At 42.1% G+C, this 19,101-nt stretch carries 10 protein-coding genes; 1 reads left to right on the forward strand and 9 read right to left on the reverse strand.

The annotated features are described in order from the left end of the window. Positions 1-11 precede the first annotated feature (11 nt). On the reverse strand, positions 12-3,158 hold the full coding sequence (locus tag C7972_RS15330) for a TonB-dependent receptor (protein ID WP_110357054.1): 3,147 nt from the start codon (positions 3,156-3,158) through the stop codon (positions 12-14). A 470-nt stretch (positions 3,159-3,628) separates the two neighbouring features. Between C7972_RS15330 and C7972_RS15335 the strand changes: the two genes are divergently transcribed. After that, positions 3,629-5,890: a GH92 family glycosyl hydrolase gene (locus C7972_RS15335; RefSeq protein ID WP_110357055.1), complete on the forward strand. Its 2,262-nt coding sequence runs from the start codon at positions 3,629-3,631 to the stop codon at positions 5,888-5,890. Positions 5,891-5,987: 97 nt separating this feature from the next. Here the strand turns inward: C7972_RS15335 and C7972_RS15340 are convergent, their stop codons facing one another. The 8 genes from C7972_RS15340 to C7972_RS15370 form a co-directional block, all read right to left on the reverse strand. Continuing rightward, positions 5,988-6,788, reverse strand: coding sequence for a type 1 glutamine amidotransferase (locus tag C7972_RS15340; protein ID WP_110357056.1), 801 nt, complete (start codon positions 6,786-6,788; stop codon positions 5,988-5,990). A gap of 2 nt (positions 6,789-6,790) precedes the next feature. Continuing rightward, a complete protein-coding gene (locus C7972_RS15345; protein WP_110357057.1) occupies positions 6,791-7,963 on the reverse strand; it encodes an iron-containing alcohol dehydrogenase in 1,173 nt (390 codons plus the stop codon). Between the two features lie 40 nt (positions 7,964-8,003). Next, on the reverse strand, positions 8,004-9,389 hold the full coding sequence (locus tag C7972_RS23865) for an aldehyde dehydrogenase family protein (protein ID WP_181422905.1): 1,386 nt from the start codon (positions 9,387-9,389) through the stop codon (positions 8,004-8,006). Positions 9,390-9,392: 3 nt separating this feature from the next. Further along, positions 9,393-10,769, reverse strand: coding sequence for a glutamine synthetase family protein (locus C7972_RS23870; RefSeq protein WP_181422906.1), 1,377 nt, complete (start codon positions 10,767-10,769; stop codon positions 9,393-9,395). A 232-nt stretch (positions 10,770-11,001) separates the two neighbouring features. Next, positions 11,002-12,492, reverse strand: coding sequence for an amino acid permease (locus tag C7972_RS15355; protein WP_110357058.1), 1,491 nt, complete (start codon positions 12,490-12,492; stop codon positions 11,002-11,004). Between the two features lie 178 nt (positions 12,493-12,670). Then, a complete protein-coding gene (locus C7972_RS15360) occupies positions 12,671-14,251 on the reverse strand; it encodes a SusD/RagB family nutrient-binding outer membrane lipoprotein (protein ID WP_110357059.1) in 1,581 nt (526 codons plus the stop codon). A gap of 11 nt (positions 14,252-14,262) precedes the next feature. Then, the gene (locus C7972_RS15365; RefSeq protein ID WP_258364876.1) at positions 14,263-17,784 is read right to left on the reverse strand and encodes a SusC/RagA family TonB-linked outer membrane protein; all 3,522 of its coding nucleotides are present in this window, start codon (positions 17,782-17,784) and stop codon (positions 14,263-14,265) included. Positions 17,785-17,956: 172 nt separating this feature from the next. After that, the gene (locus tag C7972_RS15370; RefSeq protein WP_110357060.1) at positions 17,957-19,099 is read right to left on the reverse strand and encodes a FecR family protein; all 1,143 of its coding nucleotides are present in this window, start codon (positions 19,097-19,099) and stop codon (positions 17,957-17,959) included. Positions 19,100-19,101 lie beyond the last annotated feature (2 nt).

Consider the following 19,101-nt stretch of genomic DNA (forward strand, 5'->3'; position numbering starts at 1 on the left):
AATTTTGTTAATTACAGACCAACTTGCAGACCAATTACAAAGGTTGTCGATTTTGGATATTCATGCCACTTCATTCCCTGGGAGAAGACATTGTTGCCCTCACCACCACGAATAGGGGTTACCTCGGGATCTCCAAGTAGTTCATCATTTACCAATAAAAAGAAATTTTGTGCCGAAGCGTACAATCTCAATTTATTCAAATGCATACGCTCAACCAAGTTTTGATCAAAAGTATATCCTAACATAATGTTTCTACCACGTACAAAGGAACCATCCTTTACCCAATGCGAATCCACGTTGGTTACATAACCGGCACGTGTATCCCTAACCTGGGCTATCATGGTATCTTGATTATCTGGGGTCCATGCATCCAAAACTGTGGTATAGCTATTGGCAAGAGCCTGTCTGTCCTCACTGGAATGCAAGTTCATATCCATTACATCATTACCCCAGGAATATTGCAGTTCCAAGGTGAAATCCAAGTTCTTATAGGAAACATAGTTGGTTAGCGTTCCCCATGCAGTTGGGTATCCGTTTCCTATAATGGACCTATCCTCATCGTTAATTATATAATCTCCATTAAAATCCTTGTATTTTATATCTCCGGGTAAAATGGTTAGTCCGTTTCTATAACTTACAAATTTAGCGGCTTCAGCGGCCTCATCCGTACCCCAAGTTCCTAAACGGGTAAGTCCCCAGAAGGCGCCTACAGGTTCACCAACTCTAATAATACTGGTTTCGTTGGTTATCCCTGGTCCACCTACACCAAAAATATCCGAGGGTGTGGCCAAGGAAAGCACTTTGTTCCTGTTCATAGAAATATTGAAGCTAGTATTCCAGGTTACGTCCGGGGTCATAATATTCTTTGTAGATAACCCAAATTCAAAACCTTTGTTCTGCATGGATCCCACATTTCTTCTTATGGTTGCATAACCACTGGATTGTGGAACAGGGGCATCCAAGAGCATATCGGTGGTTTTCCTGTAGTAATAATCCGCTTCCAGGCTAATTCTATTGTCAAATAGACCCAATTCCAGTCCAACATCGTATTGCGCAGTCTTCTCCCATTTCAAATCAGGGTTCGCCAGACGATTTAAGCCTGTACCACCAACACGACTATCGCTCCATATGGCAGCATAATTGGAACTCAAGAGGGATAAGGAGGAATAGGGTGGTATTTCGGAGTTTCCTGTAACCCCATAACTTGTTCTAAGTTTAAGGTTGGAAATCAGCGAATTGTCTACCAAAAAATCCTCGTCCGAAATCCTCCAGGCAATAGCTGCCGAGGGGAAGAAGGAAAACTTGTTATTGTCACCAAATTTAGATGAACCATCGGCCCTACCTGTTACCGTAAACAGATACTTTCCATAGAGGTTGTAATTCAAACGTCCAAAATAGGAGTTAAGGGCTTCCCTGTCTGCAAAGGACTGTACCGCAATATTGTCCGATCCTGCACCTAAGTTATTATATTTAAAGAAATCGGTAGGAAAATTTCTAGAATCTGCGTTGACATAGAACTGGTTGGACTGTTGCCATGATACTCCCAATAAAGCGGTCAATGAATTGTTTTCATTAATCTCCTTATTATAGGTCAAGTAGTTTTCAATAGACCAAAAAGTTTGTTTTTCATTACTCGCCTGAGCTCTAGCAACCGCATTATTATCCAAGACACTGTTGCGGAATTCATTGTTCTCCTGGGTAAGGATATTGGCACCGATTACAGTCCTCATTTCCAATTCCTTGGTTAAATTAAGATTGGTATAAAAACTTCCGGCCGTAGTCTGGGTATTTAAAATGTACTCGTTATTCTCTAACCAGTTCACCGAATTTCGGGTACCTTCAGCATAGGGATAATCCCTGTTATTGGCATATAGACCTTCCAATGGCCCCCCAGTATGTTTAGGACCAGGATAAAAAGGATAATCCTCTACCATTCTACGTGGCACCTGATCATTGGTATCTGCCAAATTCTCTGTCTGATTGTTATAACTCAAGGATCCCCCAATCTTTAGCCAGGTCTTAATCTGATCATCAATGGAAAATCTTCCGGAATAACGTTTTAAGTAGGTATTCTTAAGAAGACCCTGATCATCCCTAATACCAAGGGAGATGGCATATGTGGTTCTTTCATTACCGCCTGAAAAACCCAACTGATGGTTTTGCGACAACTTATGCTGCACCACTTCTTTGGACCAATCGGTATCATAAATTGCATTGCCCTCGCTATCGAACAAATAGGCAACATTGGGATTGGCTCTTTTAAGTCTTGGCTCATATTGGGCATAATTTCCGGCTGCCCAACCAGCAGGATCAAATTTTTGGGTGTTTTCCCAAGAAAGTTGTTCTATCATGGCATACTGCTCGGAATTTAAAACCTTAGCCCTGTTGGGGCCAAATTGGTTTACGCTATACTCTACATCATAGGTAACCCTTCCCTGTCCGGCACGACCTCTTTTAGTGGTTACCAAAATAACTCCGTTAGCACCACGGGCTCCATATATGGCAGTGGAAGAAGCATCTTTCAACACCTCGATGGATACCACATCGTTAGGGTTTAAATAATCTATGGCCGAACTAAAATTAGCCTGGTTACCTTGAGGCAACTGAACCCCATCTATAACATATAAGGGGTTGTTGGAAGAGTTAATAGAACTAAAGCCCCTTACCCGAATGTTGGATTTACCTCCTGGCCGACCCGAGTTGGTATTTACCTGTACCCCGGCAATCTTACCTGATAAGGCCTGATTTAAGGATGTGGCAGGACGTTCTTGAAGTTGATCGGCATCTACTTGACCTACTGCACCGGTAAGATCCGATTTTCGCTGGCTACCATAACCAATTAATACCACTTCTTCCAATTCGCTGGCATCTTCCTCCATAACAGCGTTAATTATAGATTTGCCTCCCACAGGTATTTCCATGGTCTTGAAACCTATATAACTGAAAACTAAAGTGGCATTACTACTTACATCGTCCAAGGAGTAATTACCGTCAAAATCCGTTTGGGTTCCATTGGTAGTACCTTTTACCAATACATTTGCCCCAGGCAAGGGTCCGGATGCATCCGAAACACTTCCTGTCACCGTTTGTGCCCCCACCAGTCCGAAACATAAAAATGCTCCTACTAGCAATAGGCATTTACCTAGTGTAATCTTCATAAATAATTTATTTTAGTTAGTTAATTGTTTTTAACTGCATATCCAGCCTAGTTATAAGCTTAAAACATACATTCGTTAAATATATCTTAAGGAAAATGGAATGTTGCGGATTACGAAAAAAAGAACTCTAAAATTCATGAATTTTAGAGTTCTTCCCTGAAATTTATCAAGTATTCCTAATCCTGACCCATATCTCCATGGTCAAGGTCATCTAAATAAAACAACTGATTACGGCTATAAAAGCGGGTACTTCCCATTTCCCATGCCCCTACTTCATTTTATGCCCCATCCTTCTCATCCATTCTTGAAACAATCAAAAACGACCGCAACAGGTTCAACAAGTATGCAAACCTTTGCACAACAAATATTTCCCTATCTTTCCCATTATCAATAATTTATTGTTTTTTTGATTAGCACCCACATATGAATATTAACGATAACCCATAGGTTTAAGCTTATTTATCTTTTGCATGAAAACGAGTAAAGAATTCCTGTACACAGTTACAACGATATTATTTTGGATGACGTTCTTACCGGCCCAAAACAAAATGGAAGTTGATTATGTTAATCCACTAATAGGAACCCCATCAGCTGGTTTTATGGAAGGTAGGGATGGCGGTGGCACCATGCCCTGTGTAGGAACCCCTTTTGCCATGACGAATTTTGTGGCCCAGACACGGGAAAATAAGATCAGCGAAATGCCCTATGTCTATGAAGACAATACCATACAAGGATTTATGGCCACTCACCAGCCAACGGTTTGGATGGGCGATTATGGCTACGTATCCGTAATGCCACAAGTTGGGAAATTAAAGCTACTTCCCAAAGACCGGGCCATGCCCTTTAGCCATAAGGATGAACTATCCAAACCCAATTATTACAGCGTTTCCATGGGGGATAAGGGGCAAAAAATTAAAGGGGAAATAGCGGCTGCATCCCGCTGCGGCATTTTTCAATTCACCTTTCCCAAGTCCGATGAATCCCATATCGTTATCCAGGGCATTAATATTACCGAGAACAAAAAGGCGTTTCACGGCTATATCCAAATAGATGAAAACAAAAGGGAAATTACCGGTTACAACCCGGAACGGATGTCTTCCCATTTGGGCCCTGAACTCAAAAATTTTAAGGGATATTTCATAATTCAATTTGACAAATCCTTCGAGCGATACGGAACTTGGAATTCATTTAGGACGGAGCCCGATATTACAGAAATGGGCAAAGAGCAGACCGGTGCCAGAATGGGCGGTTACATAAGTTTTAAAACGGAGAAAAATGAAAAGGTAAAAGTTAAAATTGCCACTTCCTTTATAAGCCTGGAACAGGCCCGAGAAAACCTATCCAAGGAAATACCGGATTGGGACTTTAATAAAGTAGTGGAAAATACCCGGGATATTTGGCAAGAAAATTTATCCAGAATTCAGGTAAACGGAGCAACGGAAGATCAAAAAAGTATTTTCTACACTGCCTTGTTCCACACCATGTTGTTTCCCAGGGAGTTTTCAGAATACGGACGCTATTACAGTCCGTTCGACGACAAGGTCCATGAAGGGGTTTCGTATAACGACTACTCCCTCTGGGATACTTTTAGGGCCCTGCATCCGCTTCTACATTTTACAAATCCCGAACGGGTAAGCCCCATGATACAATCCTTATTACAAATGTACCAAGAGGGAGGATGGCTTCCAAAATGGCCTAATCCCACTTATACCAACATCATGACCGGGACCCATGCAGACGCTGTAATTGCAGATGCCTATATAAAGGGCTTTAGGGATTACGACCTTGATCTGGCATATGAAGCCGTCAGAAAAAATGCCATGCACCCACCCTATAGGGACACGGAAAAGCCTTGGGGAGATCGGGATGAAGGTACTTTATATGAAGCAAGGGGCGGACTCACCTATTACCACTCCCTGGGATATGTTGCGGCAGATAAAACGCGGGAATCCGTAACACGGACCATTGAATTTGGCATAGATGATTACAGCATTGCCCAAATGGCAATGGATATGGGTAAAACGGAAGATTATGAGCGATTAATGGGGTGGAGCAAAAACTACAAAAACCTTTATAATAAAGAGACTGGCTTTCTAAATGCGCGACTATATAATGGCGATTGGGACAAAAACGTACAGGAAGGTTTTACCGAAGGGGGCCGATGGACTTATTTATTTGGTGCTATGCACGATATTGAAGGAAGTATTGAACTCTTTGGGGGAAAGGAGAAATATGCCGCTAAATTAAATGAAAATTTTGATGGACTACATTACCGTCATGATAATGAGCCGGGGCATCATTACGCCTACTTGTTCAATTATGCAGGGCAGCCATGGAAGACCCAGGAGCTTATCCGCAAGCATACCTCAACCATCAATTATAGAAATCACCCTCTAGGGATCAACGGTAATGATGATTGTGGGCAAATGTCAGCCTGGTATGTTTTTGGAGTTATGGGATTTTATCCGGTTACTCCCGGAACGGAAATATTTGCCATTGGGGCACCTCAATTTCCAGAATTCAAGCTTAGCCTACAAAAGAACGGAGAACCAAAATCTTTTAGGATCATAGCAAAAAACCTGTCCGAGGAGAATATGTACATTCAATCATTAAAATTGGATGGAAAGGTATTGGATGAACCCTTTATTACCTATACCCAAATAATGAATGGCGATGTCCTTGAATTTGAAATGGGAAAAAGCCCCAATACCACTGCCTTCAAAAACAATTAGAATGGAGTGAAGTTAATTTGGGACCTTCTGAATGATTCCAAAATAGAATAAACGGATGGATGAATTATTAAAATCCATCCGTGTATAAAGATTCTTACTATTGTTTTCCTGCTATCAACTTTAACCAAGCCATTATTTCTTGGGTATGGAGTTGGTAATCGCTAATTTCGGGAGGAATTCCTTTCTGCTCCCTCAAGGATAAACAGAATTCCTGCACCTCCTCCAAAGAATTAAAAGCGTCACTTTTGACTAATTTTTCGGCCAAAAATGAACCGATCAAAGCCATATCCGAGCTACTAAATTCAGGGTGGTACTGCACCCCAAAAAACGATCCTTTTTTATAATCAAATGTCATTGCCTGTACCTTGGAGTGGGCATTACCGGCCAAAATAAGGGCGTTTTCGGGCACTTTTGTTACTTCATCAAAGTGGATACACAGGGCTGAATACGTCCCCTTACGGTGGGAAGTCAACGGGTTTTGCCTTCCCAATGGTGTGAGGTCAATTGGCTTGGAAATACCAAACTCCAAACCGTTCTTACTTAACGCCACTTTGCCGCCAGCCACAACCGTGGCAACCTGCATCCCCCAACAACTACCATAAAACGGTACACCACTCTTAAAAACCTCCTCGGCAAAATTTAATTGTTGTTCAACATCAGGACTCTCATCCAAGACACTAAGGGAACTGCCTGTCCACAATACCCCATCATATTTTTTTATTTGTCCAGCTGTTGGCAATTCACTAGCCACATCCGCCGGAAAGGCAAAATCTGTCTGCGCCTTTGGAACCAACCCCCCCAACATTTCTTGGAACATAAGATGATAAGGCTTTATTCCAAAAGCTCCCCTTTCCAGGCGTGTTTGTTCTTTATTGCCTTCTACTATTAATAATCTCACGCTTACAGTCCATTTAAATCTCCAGAGACAGCAGCCCTAAAAAGCTGCTCCAAATCTTTTGCGTTAACCGGTTTTGCATTGGAAGGTGTTGATGGATCTTTAAAGGCCATTTCCCCAATTTCCTTGGCATTATCAGTATCAATATCAATTTCCTTTAATGTATGTGGAATATTCAATTCTTTTCGCAGAGCGATTATATAATCGATAATAGCATCGGTACCCGACTTTTCCAGTCCGAGAACTTTGCTTAAATGCACCATTTTATCCTCAATTGCCGTCTTATTCTGTTTTAAGGCATAGGGCAATATTATGGCATTGAGCAAACCGTGTTGTTTATTGTAAATGGCTCCCAATTGATGGGCCACGGAATGCACCGAGCCCAATCCCTTTTGAAAGGCGGTTGCCCCCATAGAGGCCGCAACCAGCATTTGTCCCCGGGCCTCCAAGTTTTTTCCGTCTTTTACCGCCATTGGCAAATATTTGGCTATAATACGAATAGCTTCAATAGCTATCCCTTCGGCCATTGGATGATATCCAGGAGCACAATAAGCCTCAATAGCATGTACCATGGCATCCACTCCCGTCCAAGCGGTGATATGAGGAGGTAAACCCAAAGTCAATTCAGGATCGGATATCACAATTGCTGGTAACATCTTAGGGTGAAAAATAATTTTCTTGGTATGCAATTTTTCATCCAAAATCACCGATGCCCTACCTACTTCAGATCCAGTACCTGCCGTAGTAGGGACCGCAATTATGGGTGCAATTCCGTCTAGGTCGGCATAACTCCAATTATCGCCCACATCTTCAAAATCCCAAAGCGATCTGGTCTGTCCGGACATAAATGCGATTGTCTTGGCCGCATCAATAGCGGAACCACCTCCAAAGGCTATAACCCCATCATGCTTATTTTTTTTAAAATGGGCCACGCCATCTACCACATTTTTTTCTGTAGGGTTTCCTTGTACATCACTGTATACCGTGAAATTTAGTCCGTCTGTTTTTAAAATGTTTACGGTATTTTCAACAATGTCCAATTTTACCAAGCCCTCGTCTGTAACAAATAAGGGGTTCTTTATTCCCAATTTTTTACATGCCTGTGAAATTTCATTTATTCTACCATTTCCAAACCAAATGGTGGTAGGATAATTCCAATTTGTATTTGCTAACTGCATTAATTCTTATTTTTTAAATTCAATAAATTGATCTATAGTTTTATTTGCCTTTTCGAAAATTAAACGACTTCACCCGTGTTACATGGTCGTAGCCAATTCTCGAGAGGGTAACGCCCTTGCCCGAATTTTTTACCCCTGTCCATGCCAGAGCCGGATCCAAATAATCGCAGCGGTTCATGAACACGGTTCCGGTTTCAATTCTCCTTCCCAAATCAATGGCCCTATCCATGTCCTTGCCCCATATGGAAGCGGTTAGTCCGTATTGGGAATCGTTCATAAGCCTCAAGGCTTCCTCATCGTTCTTTACTTTCATTATTCCAACTACAGGTCCAAAACTCTCCTCGCTCATTACATCCATACTATGATCCACATTGACCAACACATGCGGAGATAAATACGGGGTATCTTTTTTGGAAGCTGCGAATAGGGATTCCGACACCAAAGACTTGGCCCCCTTGCCCAATGCCTGCTCTATTTGCTTTCTTACGTAATTGGCGGCATCAGTCTTCACCATGGGTCCCAAATTGGTCCCCGTATCCAAAGGATTTCCCAATTTGTATTGCTTTGTTAAGGCTACAAATCCATCAATAAACTTATCGTACAAAGCCTCATGGACATAAATTCTTTCTATACCACAACAGGATTGACCACTATTAAAGAACGCCCCATCCACCAAATTTTCCACACTATTCTCCAAATTGGCATCGGCCATTACATAGGCAGGATCCTTCCCTCCCAGTTCCAGTCCACAGGGAATAAATTTATTGGTCAAAGAATTTTGAACGGCTATTCCTCCTTGTACCGATCCCGTAAAGTACACACCGTCTATCCGGCTATCGGCAATTAATTGGGCCGTATTTTTATGGTTTAAGTGGAGTATTTGAAAAACGCCCTTCGGAAGTCCGGCCTTGGCAGCTGCCTTCGCGTATCGCTCCGCCACCAGAGGCGTTTGAAAGGAATGCTTTAAAACAACCACGTTTCCTGCCATTAAAGCGGGAACAATAGCATTTACAGAGGTCAGGAAGGGATAGTTCCAAGGACTCAGCACACTCACTACGCCAACGGGAACACGTTCTACCCACCTTTTATCCGGATTGGCACTATCCTCTACTTTATAGTCGGTTAAAGCCTCTTCGGCTACACCGATCATATAATGGGCACGGTCTGCAAACCCTTTTATCTCGCCTGGGGATTGACCCAAAGGCCTACCCATTTGCCAGGTAATTTCGAGGGCTATGTCATTTATATCATGGACAATGGCTTCTACGAATGATGTAATATACTTTGCTCGTTCTGCAATAGTTAAATCGGACCACGCTGAAAAAGCACTTTGGGCCTTGCTTAAGGCCTGCTCAATATCCTTGGGGCCATGTTCTTCGGCTGTATAATAAATAGTGCCGTCTATAGGTGATATGGTATTTATCATTTCTTATATTATTTCAAAATAGCGTTGTAATTGCCAGTCTGTTATGGCTCCAAGTTGTTGTTGATCCTCCCATAGTCGCGTATAGGCATAATGATCCACAAATATATCACCAAACAAGTCTCGTGCAATTTTTGAATTCTTAAATTTCTCGGCAGCATGGGATAAGGTCCTGGGCAACTGAAGTTCCTGGGAAAAATCTACATCATAGGCATTGCCGGCCACAGCTTTGGTGGGTTCAATTTTATTCTCTATACCCCATAATCCAGAGCCAATAGCGGCTGCAAGGGCCAAATAGGGATTAATATCGGCTGCCGAAACCCTGTATTCCACCCTTTGTGATTTTTCCGATCCCGGGATGGCCCTAAGTGCACAGGTTCTATTGTCCATGCCCCATGAGGCTGCCGTAGGGGCCCAAAAACCTGGAATGAGTCTTGTATAACTATTACAAGTAGAAGCAACCATGGCCAGTAATTCGGGCATTAATTTTTGTTGCCCTCCTAGAAACCACCGCATAACGTCTGACATTCCATGCTCCTTGCCTTTGTCGTAAAAAGCCGAAGAACCATCCTTATTTTGTAATGAAATATGGATATGTCCGGATTGTCCTGGATAACTGGAAGACCATTTGGCCATAAATGAGGCCATTAGACTACGCTGCTGGGCCCATACCTTTACAAAGTTTTTAAACAAAGCTCCATTATCGGCAGCCCTTAATGCCTCGGAATACTCAAGGGCCCCTTCGAGCACTCCGGCCCCGGTTTCGGTATGCAAACCTTCCAAAGGCATTCCCATTTCTTGGGAAAGCTCCATTATTTCGTGATAAAAACTGGCATGGGTAGAGCTTCGCAATATGGAATATCCAAAATTACCCGGCGTCATAGGTTCCAAATTATGATAGTTCTTATCGCGAATAGATTTAGGCGTTTCATTGAATAGAAAAAATTCGAATTCAAAAGATGCACTTGCCTTGTAGCCAATATTCCCCAATCTATCCAATGTTTTGCGCAGAATAGATCTGGGACAAACACTGGAAGCGCTACTCTCGGAAAAATCAACTAAAAATATTACGGATTTATAGTCTTCCGTAGGCAACATTCTCATACTTGAAGCATCTATAGTAGCGTTGGCATCCGTAAAACCATCTGCCCAACCCGTAAAGGAATCGTTCTTATATAAAACATCGTTGGAATCCCAACCAAAAATAACACTGCAAAATCCGAATCCCTTATCGAGGGCGGATAGGAATTTTTTGGAATTCACATATTTCCCTCGGAGCACCCCATCAACGTCGACCACGGCCAGCTTTATATTTTCAATTTGATGTTCGTTAATATAACTTCTGACCGATTCAGGTGTAATTTTAGAATCTTCCTTTTTCATAGGTTTATTTTATTTTTTTCAATGGGTCCTATGACAGCTACGTCATGGACAGTTTGGTTTAACTTAACTTTATTATGGTCGATTTTTCAACTTTTGTTCCAATGTCCTGTTTCAAAATACAGCAATTTTCACATAATGGGCATGTTGACAAAACCATGTTTCAAACCCACACATACTGACAAGGGCAGCTTCCATAAAAATATAGATTTATGCCCAGCTAAAACTATAAAATCTAGTTTTTTCCCTGTGCTTTTTTAAGGTCGTGCTCCAAGGCAAATTCTTCCTCTGGGGAGAGGATTAATCGGTGTCTCCCTTTAAGTCCAAAGTATAACAACCCTATTAACAAATAGCCCATAGAAATAAAAACTGCAGTTCTATAGGATTGGTCCTGTAACTGAAAATATATAATTACACTGGCCAGAAAAATGGTGACCCAGGCACCTGGCTTCCCAAAAGGACTAACATAGGGCCTTTCCAGATCGGGTTTATGTTTCCTCAACAATAAAAAGGAACCGCACTGTAGAATATAGGACAACATGGCGCTAAAAACAGCAATGTTCAACAAGGCCCCACCAATAAAGACCTCACTTTGGTTTCCAGCCAAAAGTTTGGTGATCATTAAAACCGTAAAACCAATTACTGACCCCAAAATTAAAGCGGTATAAGGTGTTTTTCTTTTACTGTGCGTAAGGGACAGCAAAACAGGAAAATAACCTGCCCTTGACAAGGAATAGATTTGTCTGCCGAAGGCAAAAATAATGGTATGGAATGATGCCAATAGACCAATGGAAGCTACCAAGGCCAAAAGCTTGGCTATATTATCCCCAAACAAAACCTTAAATCCGTCCAATAAGGGTTCTCCAGATTGCGAAAGGGCATAGGATCCCAAAGGTATTGAAGCATTTAGCCATAGGATTAAAAAAGCCGAAATGATCAAGGTAATAATCCCATAGGTGAGACCTTTGGGCATATCTTTCTTGGGATCAACGGATTCTTCAGCAGCCAAGGGCAATTGTTCAATGGCCAAGAACAGCCATACAGCAAAGGGCATCGCTTTGAGGGCTCCTTCCCAACCCAATGGGAAAAGGGAGCCTCCCCCTCCTGGCAAATGTTCGGCAGTACCATCGGCACCAGCCTTTATATCCAACGCATAGGTAGTAAAATCGGCACTACCAATGCTCGACACCCAAAAAATACCCAAACATCCCAATGCCAAAAAAGTAAGTGTAACGGTAAATTTAAAGGATAACTCTACTCCAACAATATTCAACAAGGTAAAGACGGTATAAAATCCGAACCACCAAAAAGGCAACAATTCCGGTGCCGTTTCAAAGATTCCCTGCATATAATTACTAAGAAAAAAAACGATTACGGCCGGGGTGAGTATAAATTCCAAATTCTCGACCAGGCCAGTAAAAAAACCGCCCCAAGGACCCATGGCCGATCTGGCAAAAGAATAGGCACCACCGGTATGCGGCAGGGCCGGAGACATTTCTGCAACGCTCTGTGTAAGTCCAATGTACATTACGGCTACAATACAGGTAGCAACGAACATTCCTCCCCATCCCCCTGATGCCAAGCCCAGGTTCCATCCGGAAAAATGCCCCGATATCACGGCCCCTACACCCAAAGCCCATAAGGACCAAACACCGGCATGGCGTTTAAGTTCACGGGATTCAAAATAGGATTTGTCCATTTTCTTGTACTTAACGCCTTTGCTCATAGCTCTTCTCTTGGTTTAGGTTTGATTATGTATTTCCAACTTAGGTAACTAATATACCATGAAATAAAAAAAATATCACCCTTTAAACTTGAAGGATTCATATTATTAATAAAAAGACCATGGGGAAGAATCCCCATGGTCCGTAAGATTCACAGTACTTATCTTATTGATTTCACATTTAATTATTACTGGCCACATCCCACCACAGTCTGGTGTTTAAGTCGTCTCCTCCCATACGGGTAACGGCCTGCTGATAATTGGCATTATTTGTTGATTTCACCGAATTGGGATACTGAAACCTTACGGGTACCTTTTTATCATTTACGGCATCCGGACCAGGTATTACTTCTGGCATTCCGGTACGCCTCCAATCGGACCAAGCTTCAAAACCTGTATAAAAGAGGGCTATCCATTTTTGTAAGGCCACTTTTTCCAGCTTTTCAGCGGCTGTACCTGTATAGGCCACTGTAGTCTGGGCAATATACGCATCCAGGTCAAAGGCTTGTAGGTCGGCAGCGATCTCGTTCCATCCACCGGCAACGATCCTATCCAAATAGTACGAAAAGGAGGCTCGGATACCATTTTCATAGTAAGTGGCGGCATCGCCAACGGTTATAAAATTTCTTTCCCTTGCCTCGGCCAGGATAAACTGGAGCTCTGAATAGTCCATTATAATGGTTTGGGAAGCGGTTGGTGAAGCAAGTTCCACATTACAGGCCCTACAGGCCATTAGAATTCCTATTCTAGAGATGAAGTTGGATCCCACCTCATCGGGGTTTCCAGTAGGGCTATACCCTAAGGCGGCCTCATCATCCAAGCCATTCGGCATGCCTACATAATCATCCAGATTATCAGAATAGATCCCTTTTCCGGAATTGGAAGTGGGTTGGGCAAAAACGATAAGCCTTCTATCATTTAGGTCCTTTAGCCTGGTTTCCAAGGTAAGGCTCAACCTAACCTCATCAAAACTACCAGATCGGGTATCGTATTTGGGTTGGGGGTTATCGGAATTCCATTGCAACAGGGCGGCATCCCCATTACTTTCAAATATGGGATAGGTTGTAGGGTCGCCCATAATCTCGGACATACCGGCTATGGCCTTGGCTTGGTCCACATCACTGATCCTCATTAAGAGACGAAGCCTTAGCGAGTTGGCAAACTTCCTCCATTTAAGTACATCCCCACCGTATAATATATCCCCTGATATATTTTGTGTACCTGTCAATGCGGTATTGGCAGCCTTCAGGTCGGCCAAAAGACCGTCGTATATTTCCTGCTGGGGCGTAAATTCGGGTGTAATATCATCATCGCTTATTCCCTTTACAGCATCCATGTAGGGAACATCCCCATAGGAATCCGTTAAATAGGAATAAATCCATGACTTAACGATCAAGCCTACGCCGTAATAGTTTTGGCGATCCGGATTCTCTTGGGTATCACGAACAATATTCATGATATCACGCAGCCCGTCATAGGCATCGTTATAAGGATCGCTAGTTGGGGACCATTGGTAGATATCCCCAGAAGTAAATTGTAATCGTGCTCCATATTGAACGACCGTAAAGCCTTCCTCCCATCCTTGGTTTCCCCAATTATAGGCCATCTGTCTTAAAACCCCGGGCAAAAGCAGTTCCGAGGAAGCCTGCTCCGGAAAGTTGGGATTTTGATTTATTTCTTCAAAGTCTTCCGTACAACCCATAAAAGCTGCCAAAAGAAACATCATGAAAAAACCCTTTTTTGTTATATGTATGTTTTTCATCTTTTATGCTATTAAAAATCGATTTGTAAATTTAGCGTATATGTTCTGGTGCTGGGATAGGACATATTCTCTATACCGGGCTGCAGGGTACCACCAGCAACCGATACCGTTTCCGGATCAAAATGGGGGTTGTCCGTCCATAGTGCCAAATTCCTGCCTGTCAAGGACAATCTTGCCTTACTGATAGGAAGCTTGTCTATAATTTTATTGGAAAGGCTATAGCCCAATGTAACCTCGCGCAATTTGGTATAGGAAGCATCGTATTTGGCCGCCTCTACATTATCCCGCTCATAGTAACGGTTATTATAGGTTCTAACATCCACGTTTATTGTGTTGGGTGTATATACCCCTGGGGATGTCTCCAAAACCCCTTCAGCAACAATTCCTGTTTCCCTTCCTTCCAAGGTCTCTTTTAATTGCCCGGAAGTGGAACCTATGGTTTTGGTCCTGGACACTACGATTCCTCCCTGTCTAATATCGAACATAAATCCAAAATCCACGGACTTATATTTGAAGCTATTAAGTATCCCCAAGGTATAATCCGGGGCATAATCACCTTGGTACACCAAATCGTCCGTCCTAATGGGGATACCACTGTTATTTACGATCATTTGACCATAATACTCACTGTTCTCATCTTCTACACGTTGAAATCCCCGTCCGTAAATAGCACTAATGGAGCCGCCTTCCCTAGCTTGGATAAAAACGCTGTTCCTTTCGGTAAGCGTATAATCTATACCCCCCAGATCGGTAACCTCACTCCTATTCCTTGAATAGTTGAACATGGCATTCCAACTGAAATTCTCAGTCCTAACGGGCACAACGTTCAACATGGCCTCAAAACCATAATTCCTTACTTCTCCCGCGTTGATCAACTTACTGGTATATCCACTGGAGATATCCGTACTTATGGGTATGATCTGATTTTTGGTACGCCCATCATAATAGGTGGCATCCAAATTAAGCCTACTTTGAAACAAGCGGATATCGGCACCAATCTCATAAGATGATGTAATCTCCGGTTTCAAATTGGCATTGGGGATCAAGGAGGATTCCGTTAAAATTGGGTTATCCCCAAAAGGTGTTTCGTTGGTAAAGAAACTGGACAACTTATAGGGGTCCGTATCATTACCTACCTCGGCATAGGCCGCCCTTAATTTTGCAAAAGAGACAAAATCGGGCATTTTAAACATATCACTAGCTATGGCACTTAAAGTAACCGAAGGATAGAAATAGGAATTATTATCGGTAGGTAGGGTACTGGACCAATCGTTACGGCCAGTTACATCCAAAAAAAGTAAATTATCATAGGCGAACCTGGCAAAACCATAGAGACTGTTGATTCTCTTCTGTTCATTGTTGGTATATACCTCCAACGGTCTCCTCGTATTATTAAAGGAATATACGCCAGGGTTGATCAACTGGGGGGCAACGGTCTGGGTGTACTCCTGCTTCTGACGAAATTGATTTCCACCGGCCGATATATTCAGGTTCCACTTTTCATTAAAGGTTTTATCATAAGATAATAGGAAATCTGTATTGGATTCCTCAAAGAACACATTGTCTTCCCTATAATAACCTAGAGGGAAGCGCTGGGTACTAAACGCTCTTTTTTTGGTCCTGAGATCGCGATAAAAATCCCTTCCGGTCCTTACCATTAAGTTCCAATTATCATTGATCTCGTAATTGGCACTAATATTCCCGTATACCCTGTCCTTGTTCTGTGAATTGGTATTCTCATACACGTTGAAGAAAGGGTTGTCATGATAATTGTAATTATAGTTGAACTGTTGCAGGTCTTCCCTACCAGGCATCCAATAATCCCTCATACTGTTGGTGTTCAATTGCCTACCGTACCAAATAAAGAGATACATGATACTTTCCGTACCATAGCTTAGGGAAGGTCTATTGTCACTGTCGGATTTTACATAATTTACATTGGTATTGATCGTTAATTTGTCGGTCAGGTTTAGACCTGTATTCAAATTAAAAGTATTTCGCCTAAGGTCTGTATTGGGTACTATGCCCTCTTGGTCCAAATTTTGGTAGGAGAACCTTATATTGCCAAGGTCCCCGGATTTGGAAATGGCTATACTATTGGTCTTGGTGTACCCTGTATTAAAGAAGTCCATGGTATTGTCCGGCATGGACACCCATGGTGTTGGGGTAATTGGCGAATCGCTCACTAGATAGTCCCCTCCTCTTGTTCCATCCGCCCTGGGGGAATCAAACTGTGGGATCATCAGTCCGGTATCCAACCTAGGGCCCCAACTTTCGTCAACACCATCGGCGATACCGCTTCCACTTCCATCGACAAATGCAAACTGTTGGTTGTTGCCTTGACCGTATTCGTTTTGCCAATCGGGCAATAACAAAACACTTTCCATGGTTATACCGGAATTAACGGAAACTCCCAATTGACCTTTTTTGCTATTCCCTTTCTTGGTCGTTATAATAATGGCCCCGTTTGCCGCCCTAGCTCCGTACAAAGCCGCTGCAGCCGGTCCTTTTAGAACGTTTATGGATTCTATATTCTCTGGGTTTATTTCCGAAGCCCCATTTCCATAATCCACATCCTGTGTTCCAGAACCACTGGACCCTACAATTTCATTGCTAATAGGAGTACCATCCACAATGAACAAAGGGGAATTCCCATTAATGTTCAGCGAGGCATCGCCCCGTATGGATACTCTGGCAGAACCTCCCAATCCGGAAGGGCTGTTGGTAATCTGTAGACCGGCCACCTTTCCAGAAATGCCATTTAAAAGATTGGGTTCCCTAGCCCCGGATACCTGATCGCCATCGAGCTCCTGGGATGCATATCCTAGGGATTTCTTTTCCCTCTTAATGCCCAAGGCAGTTACTACCACTTCACTTAAACCCGTAGCACTCTCTTCCAAAGTAATAGAGACATTGGTCTGCCCATTTAGTGCAATTTCTTTGTTGGTAAACCCTATATAGGAAACCACTAAAGAGGCGTTTGGCCCATTTACATCCAAGGAGAAATTACCGTCAAAATCGGACTGGGTACCATTGGTTGTTCCCTTTTCCAATACATTGGCTCCAGGCAAGGGACTACCATCACTGTCCAAAATAGTACCATTTACCTTAAAAGGCTGGTTCAAATCCACCTTTTTTTCTTCCTCTTTACTGGTGGAAGGGATATTTTTTTCAGGCTTGAGTACAATTTGTTTATCCAATACCTGATAGGCTATGTCCATATTGGAAAACATTCTATCACGAATTTTGGTAACCAATTCTTTATTAGCCTTCACAGAGACAATCTTTTTATAATCCACCTCCTTATCATTATACATGAATTTGAATTCTGTAAGCGACTCAATTCTGTTCAACACACTTTCAATACTTACATTTTCGAGGTTCAAGGTAACCTTGGCCTTTTGACCATAAGTTTCGTTTGCATGAATTTGAAAAAGCGAAACGACAAGTAACAGTGAGGTAGTAAGTTTCATTTTCAAATCATATTGTAGCCGAAAACGGGATTTCCTCCCCGGCTTGATCAGGTTTTTCATATTTTTGTAATGTTTTACGTGGTTAATTAATTTAATCACAGCTTATCGGGAAGTGTTGGCGCACTTTCCGATTTTTTTTTGCCTTTACACCTTGTAGTTAAAGTGTCCGAAAAAAAATTGTGATCTGTTTAAATTTTGAAAAGTCTAATTCATTGGCAGTTGGTTTGTTTTGTTAGTTGATAATTATTTGTCTGTTGTTGATTTTATAATCCATTTCGTAGGTGATATTGAACGTTTTAAATACTTGATCTATAGTTTCAACATCAAAACTTGCCGTAAACAATTCTTCATTGAGTTCAAGGTTATTGTTCACTATCTCTACATTATAATGCCGCTCCAATTTTTTTACAATGTTCTTAAAGGGCACATGTCTCAAAATAATTTTTCCATTAAGCCAATCGGTGTGCATAGCTACATCCGCTTCTTCCACCAAAATTTGATTATTGTATTTGTTCCATTCAGCTTTAAATCCAGGTTCCAATAAAGAAGCATTGGCAGAATCAAAAGTGTCCTTTTTATTATAAACTGAAACCGACCCCTCCAAAAGGGTCGTATTGACAAATTGATCTTCCGGATAGGAGGATAAATTAAATTTTGTCCCAAGCACACGTACATTAAGCTGGTTTGTATTTACTATAAATGCATTTACCGAGTCCTTGGTAACATTAAAAAATGCTTCCCCATCCAGAAAAACCTGTCTGTTCATCGCTTTTAAAAAATGTACTGGATATTTAAGGGATGTTCCGGAGTTAAGGGTTACCTGCGTACCATCGGAAAGCAATAAATCAAATCTTTTGCCATAAGGTACGGTGAGGGTATTATAAACCAATTCCTCTGTGAAACCACTATTGTTTTTATAGACCAATTGGGATCCTTGCTGTGCTCCTACCAAATTTCCTTCGGAATCCACAACTTTGGCCTTACCATTTTCCGAAATAACCTCTACGGTTCCATCATCCAATTGCAAGGTAATGGCATCCTCGGAAATTATTGGGGCAGAAGTGGAATCGATAATATTGTCCTTAAAAATATAGGTTACCCCTACAAGAAGTGAAAGAACAGCGGCGGATTTCAATATTGCCACTGGAATGCGACGTTTATTTTTGGGGCTAGGATTTTGGGTCTTGACAATACCGTGGTAGGAAGCATCCAAATCCCCATCCACATCATCCATGGTGGATGCCATATATTCGGCTTTGGCCTCAAAGTATCTTTTGGTATTTTGATCGGAAGAAACAATCCAATCCTGAACTTCCTTTTCCTCCTTTGAAGTAGCAGTACCCCTTAAGTATTTAGATATTTTTTGATCTAGCATCT

Source organism: Arenibacter sp. ARW7G5Y1, assembly GCF_003201775.1.
In the GTDB taxonomy this organism is placed as follows: Bacteria; Bacteroidota; Bacteroidia; order Flavobacteriales; family Flavobacteriaceae; genus Arenibacter.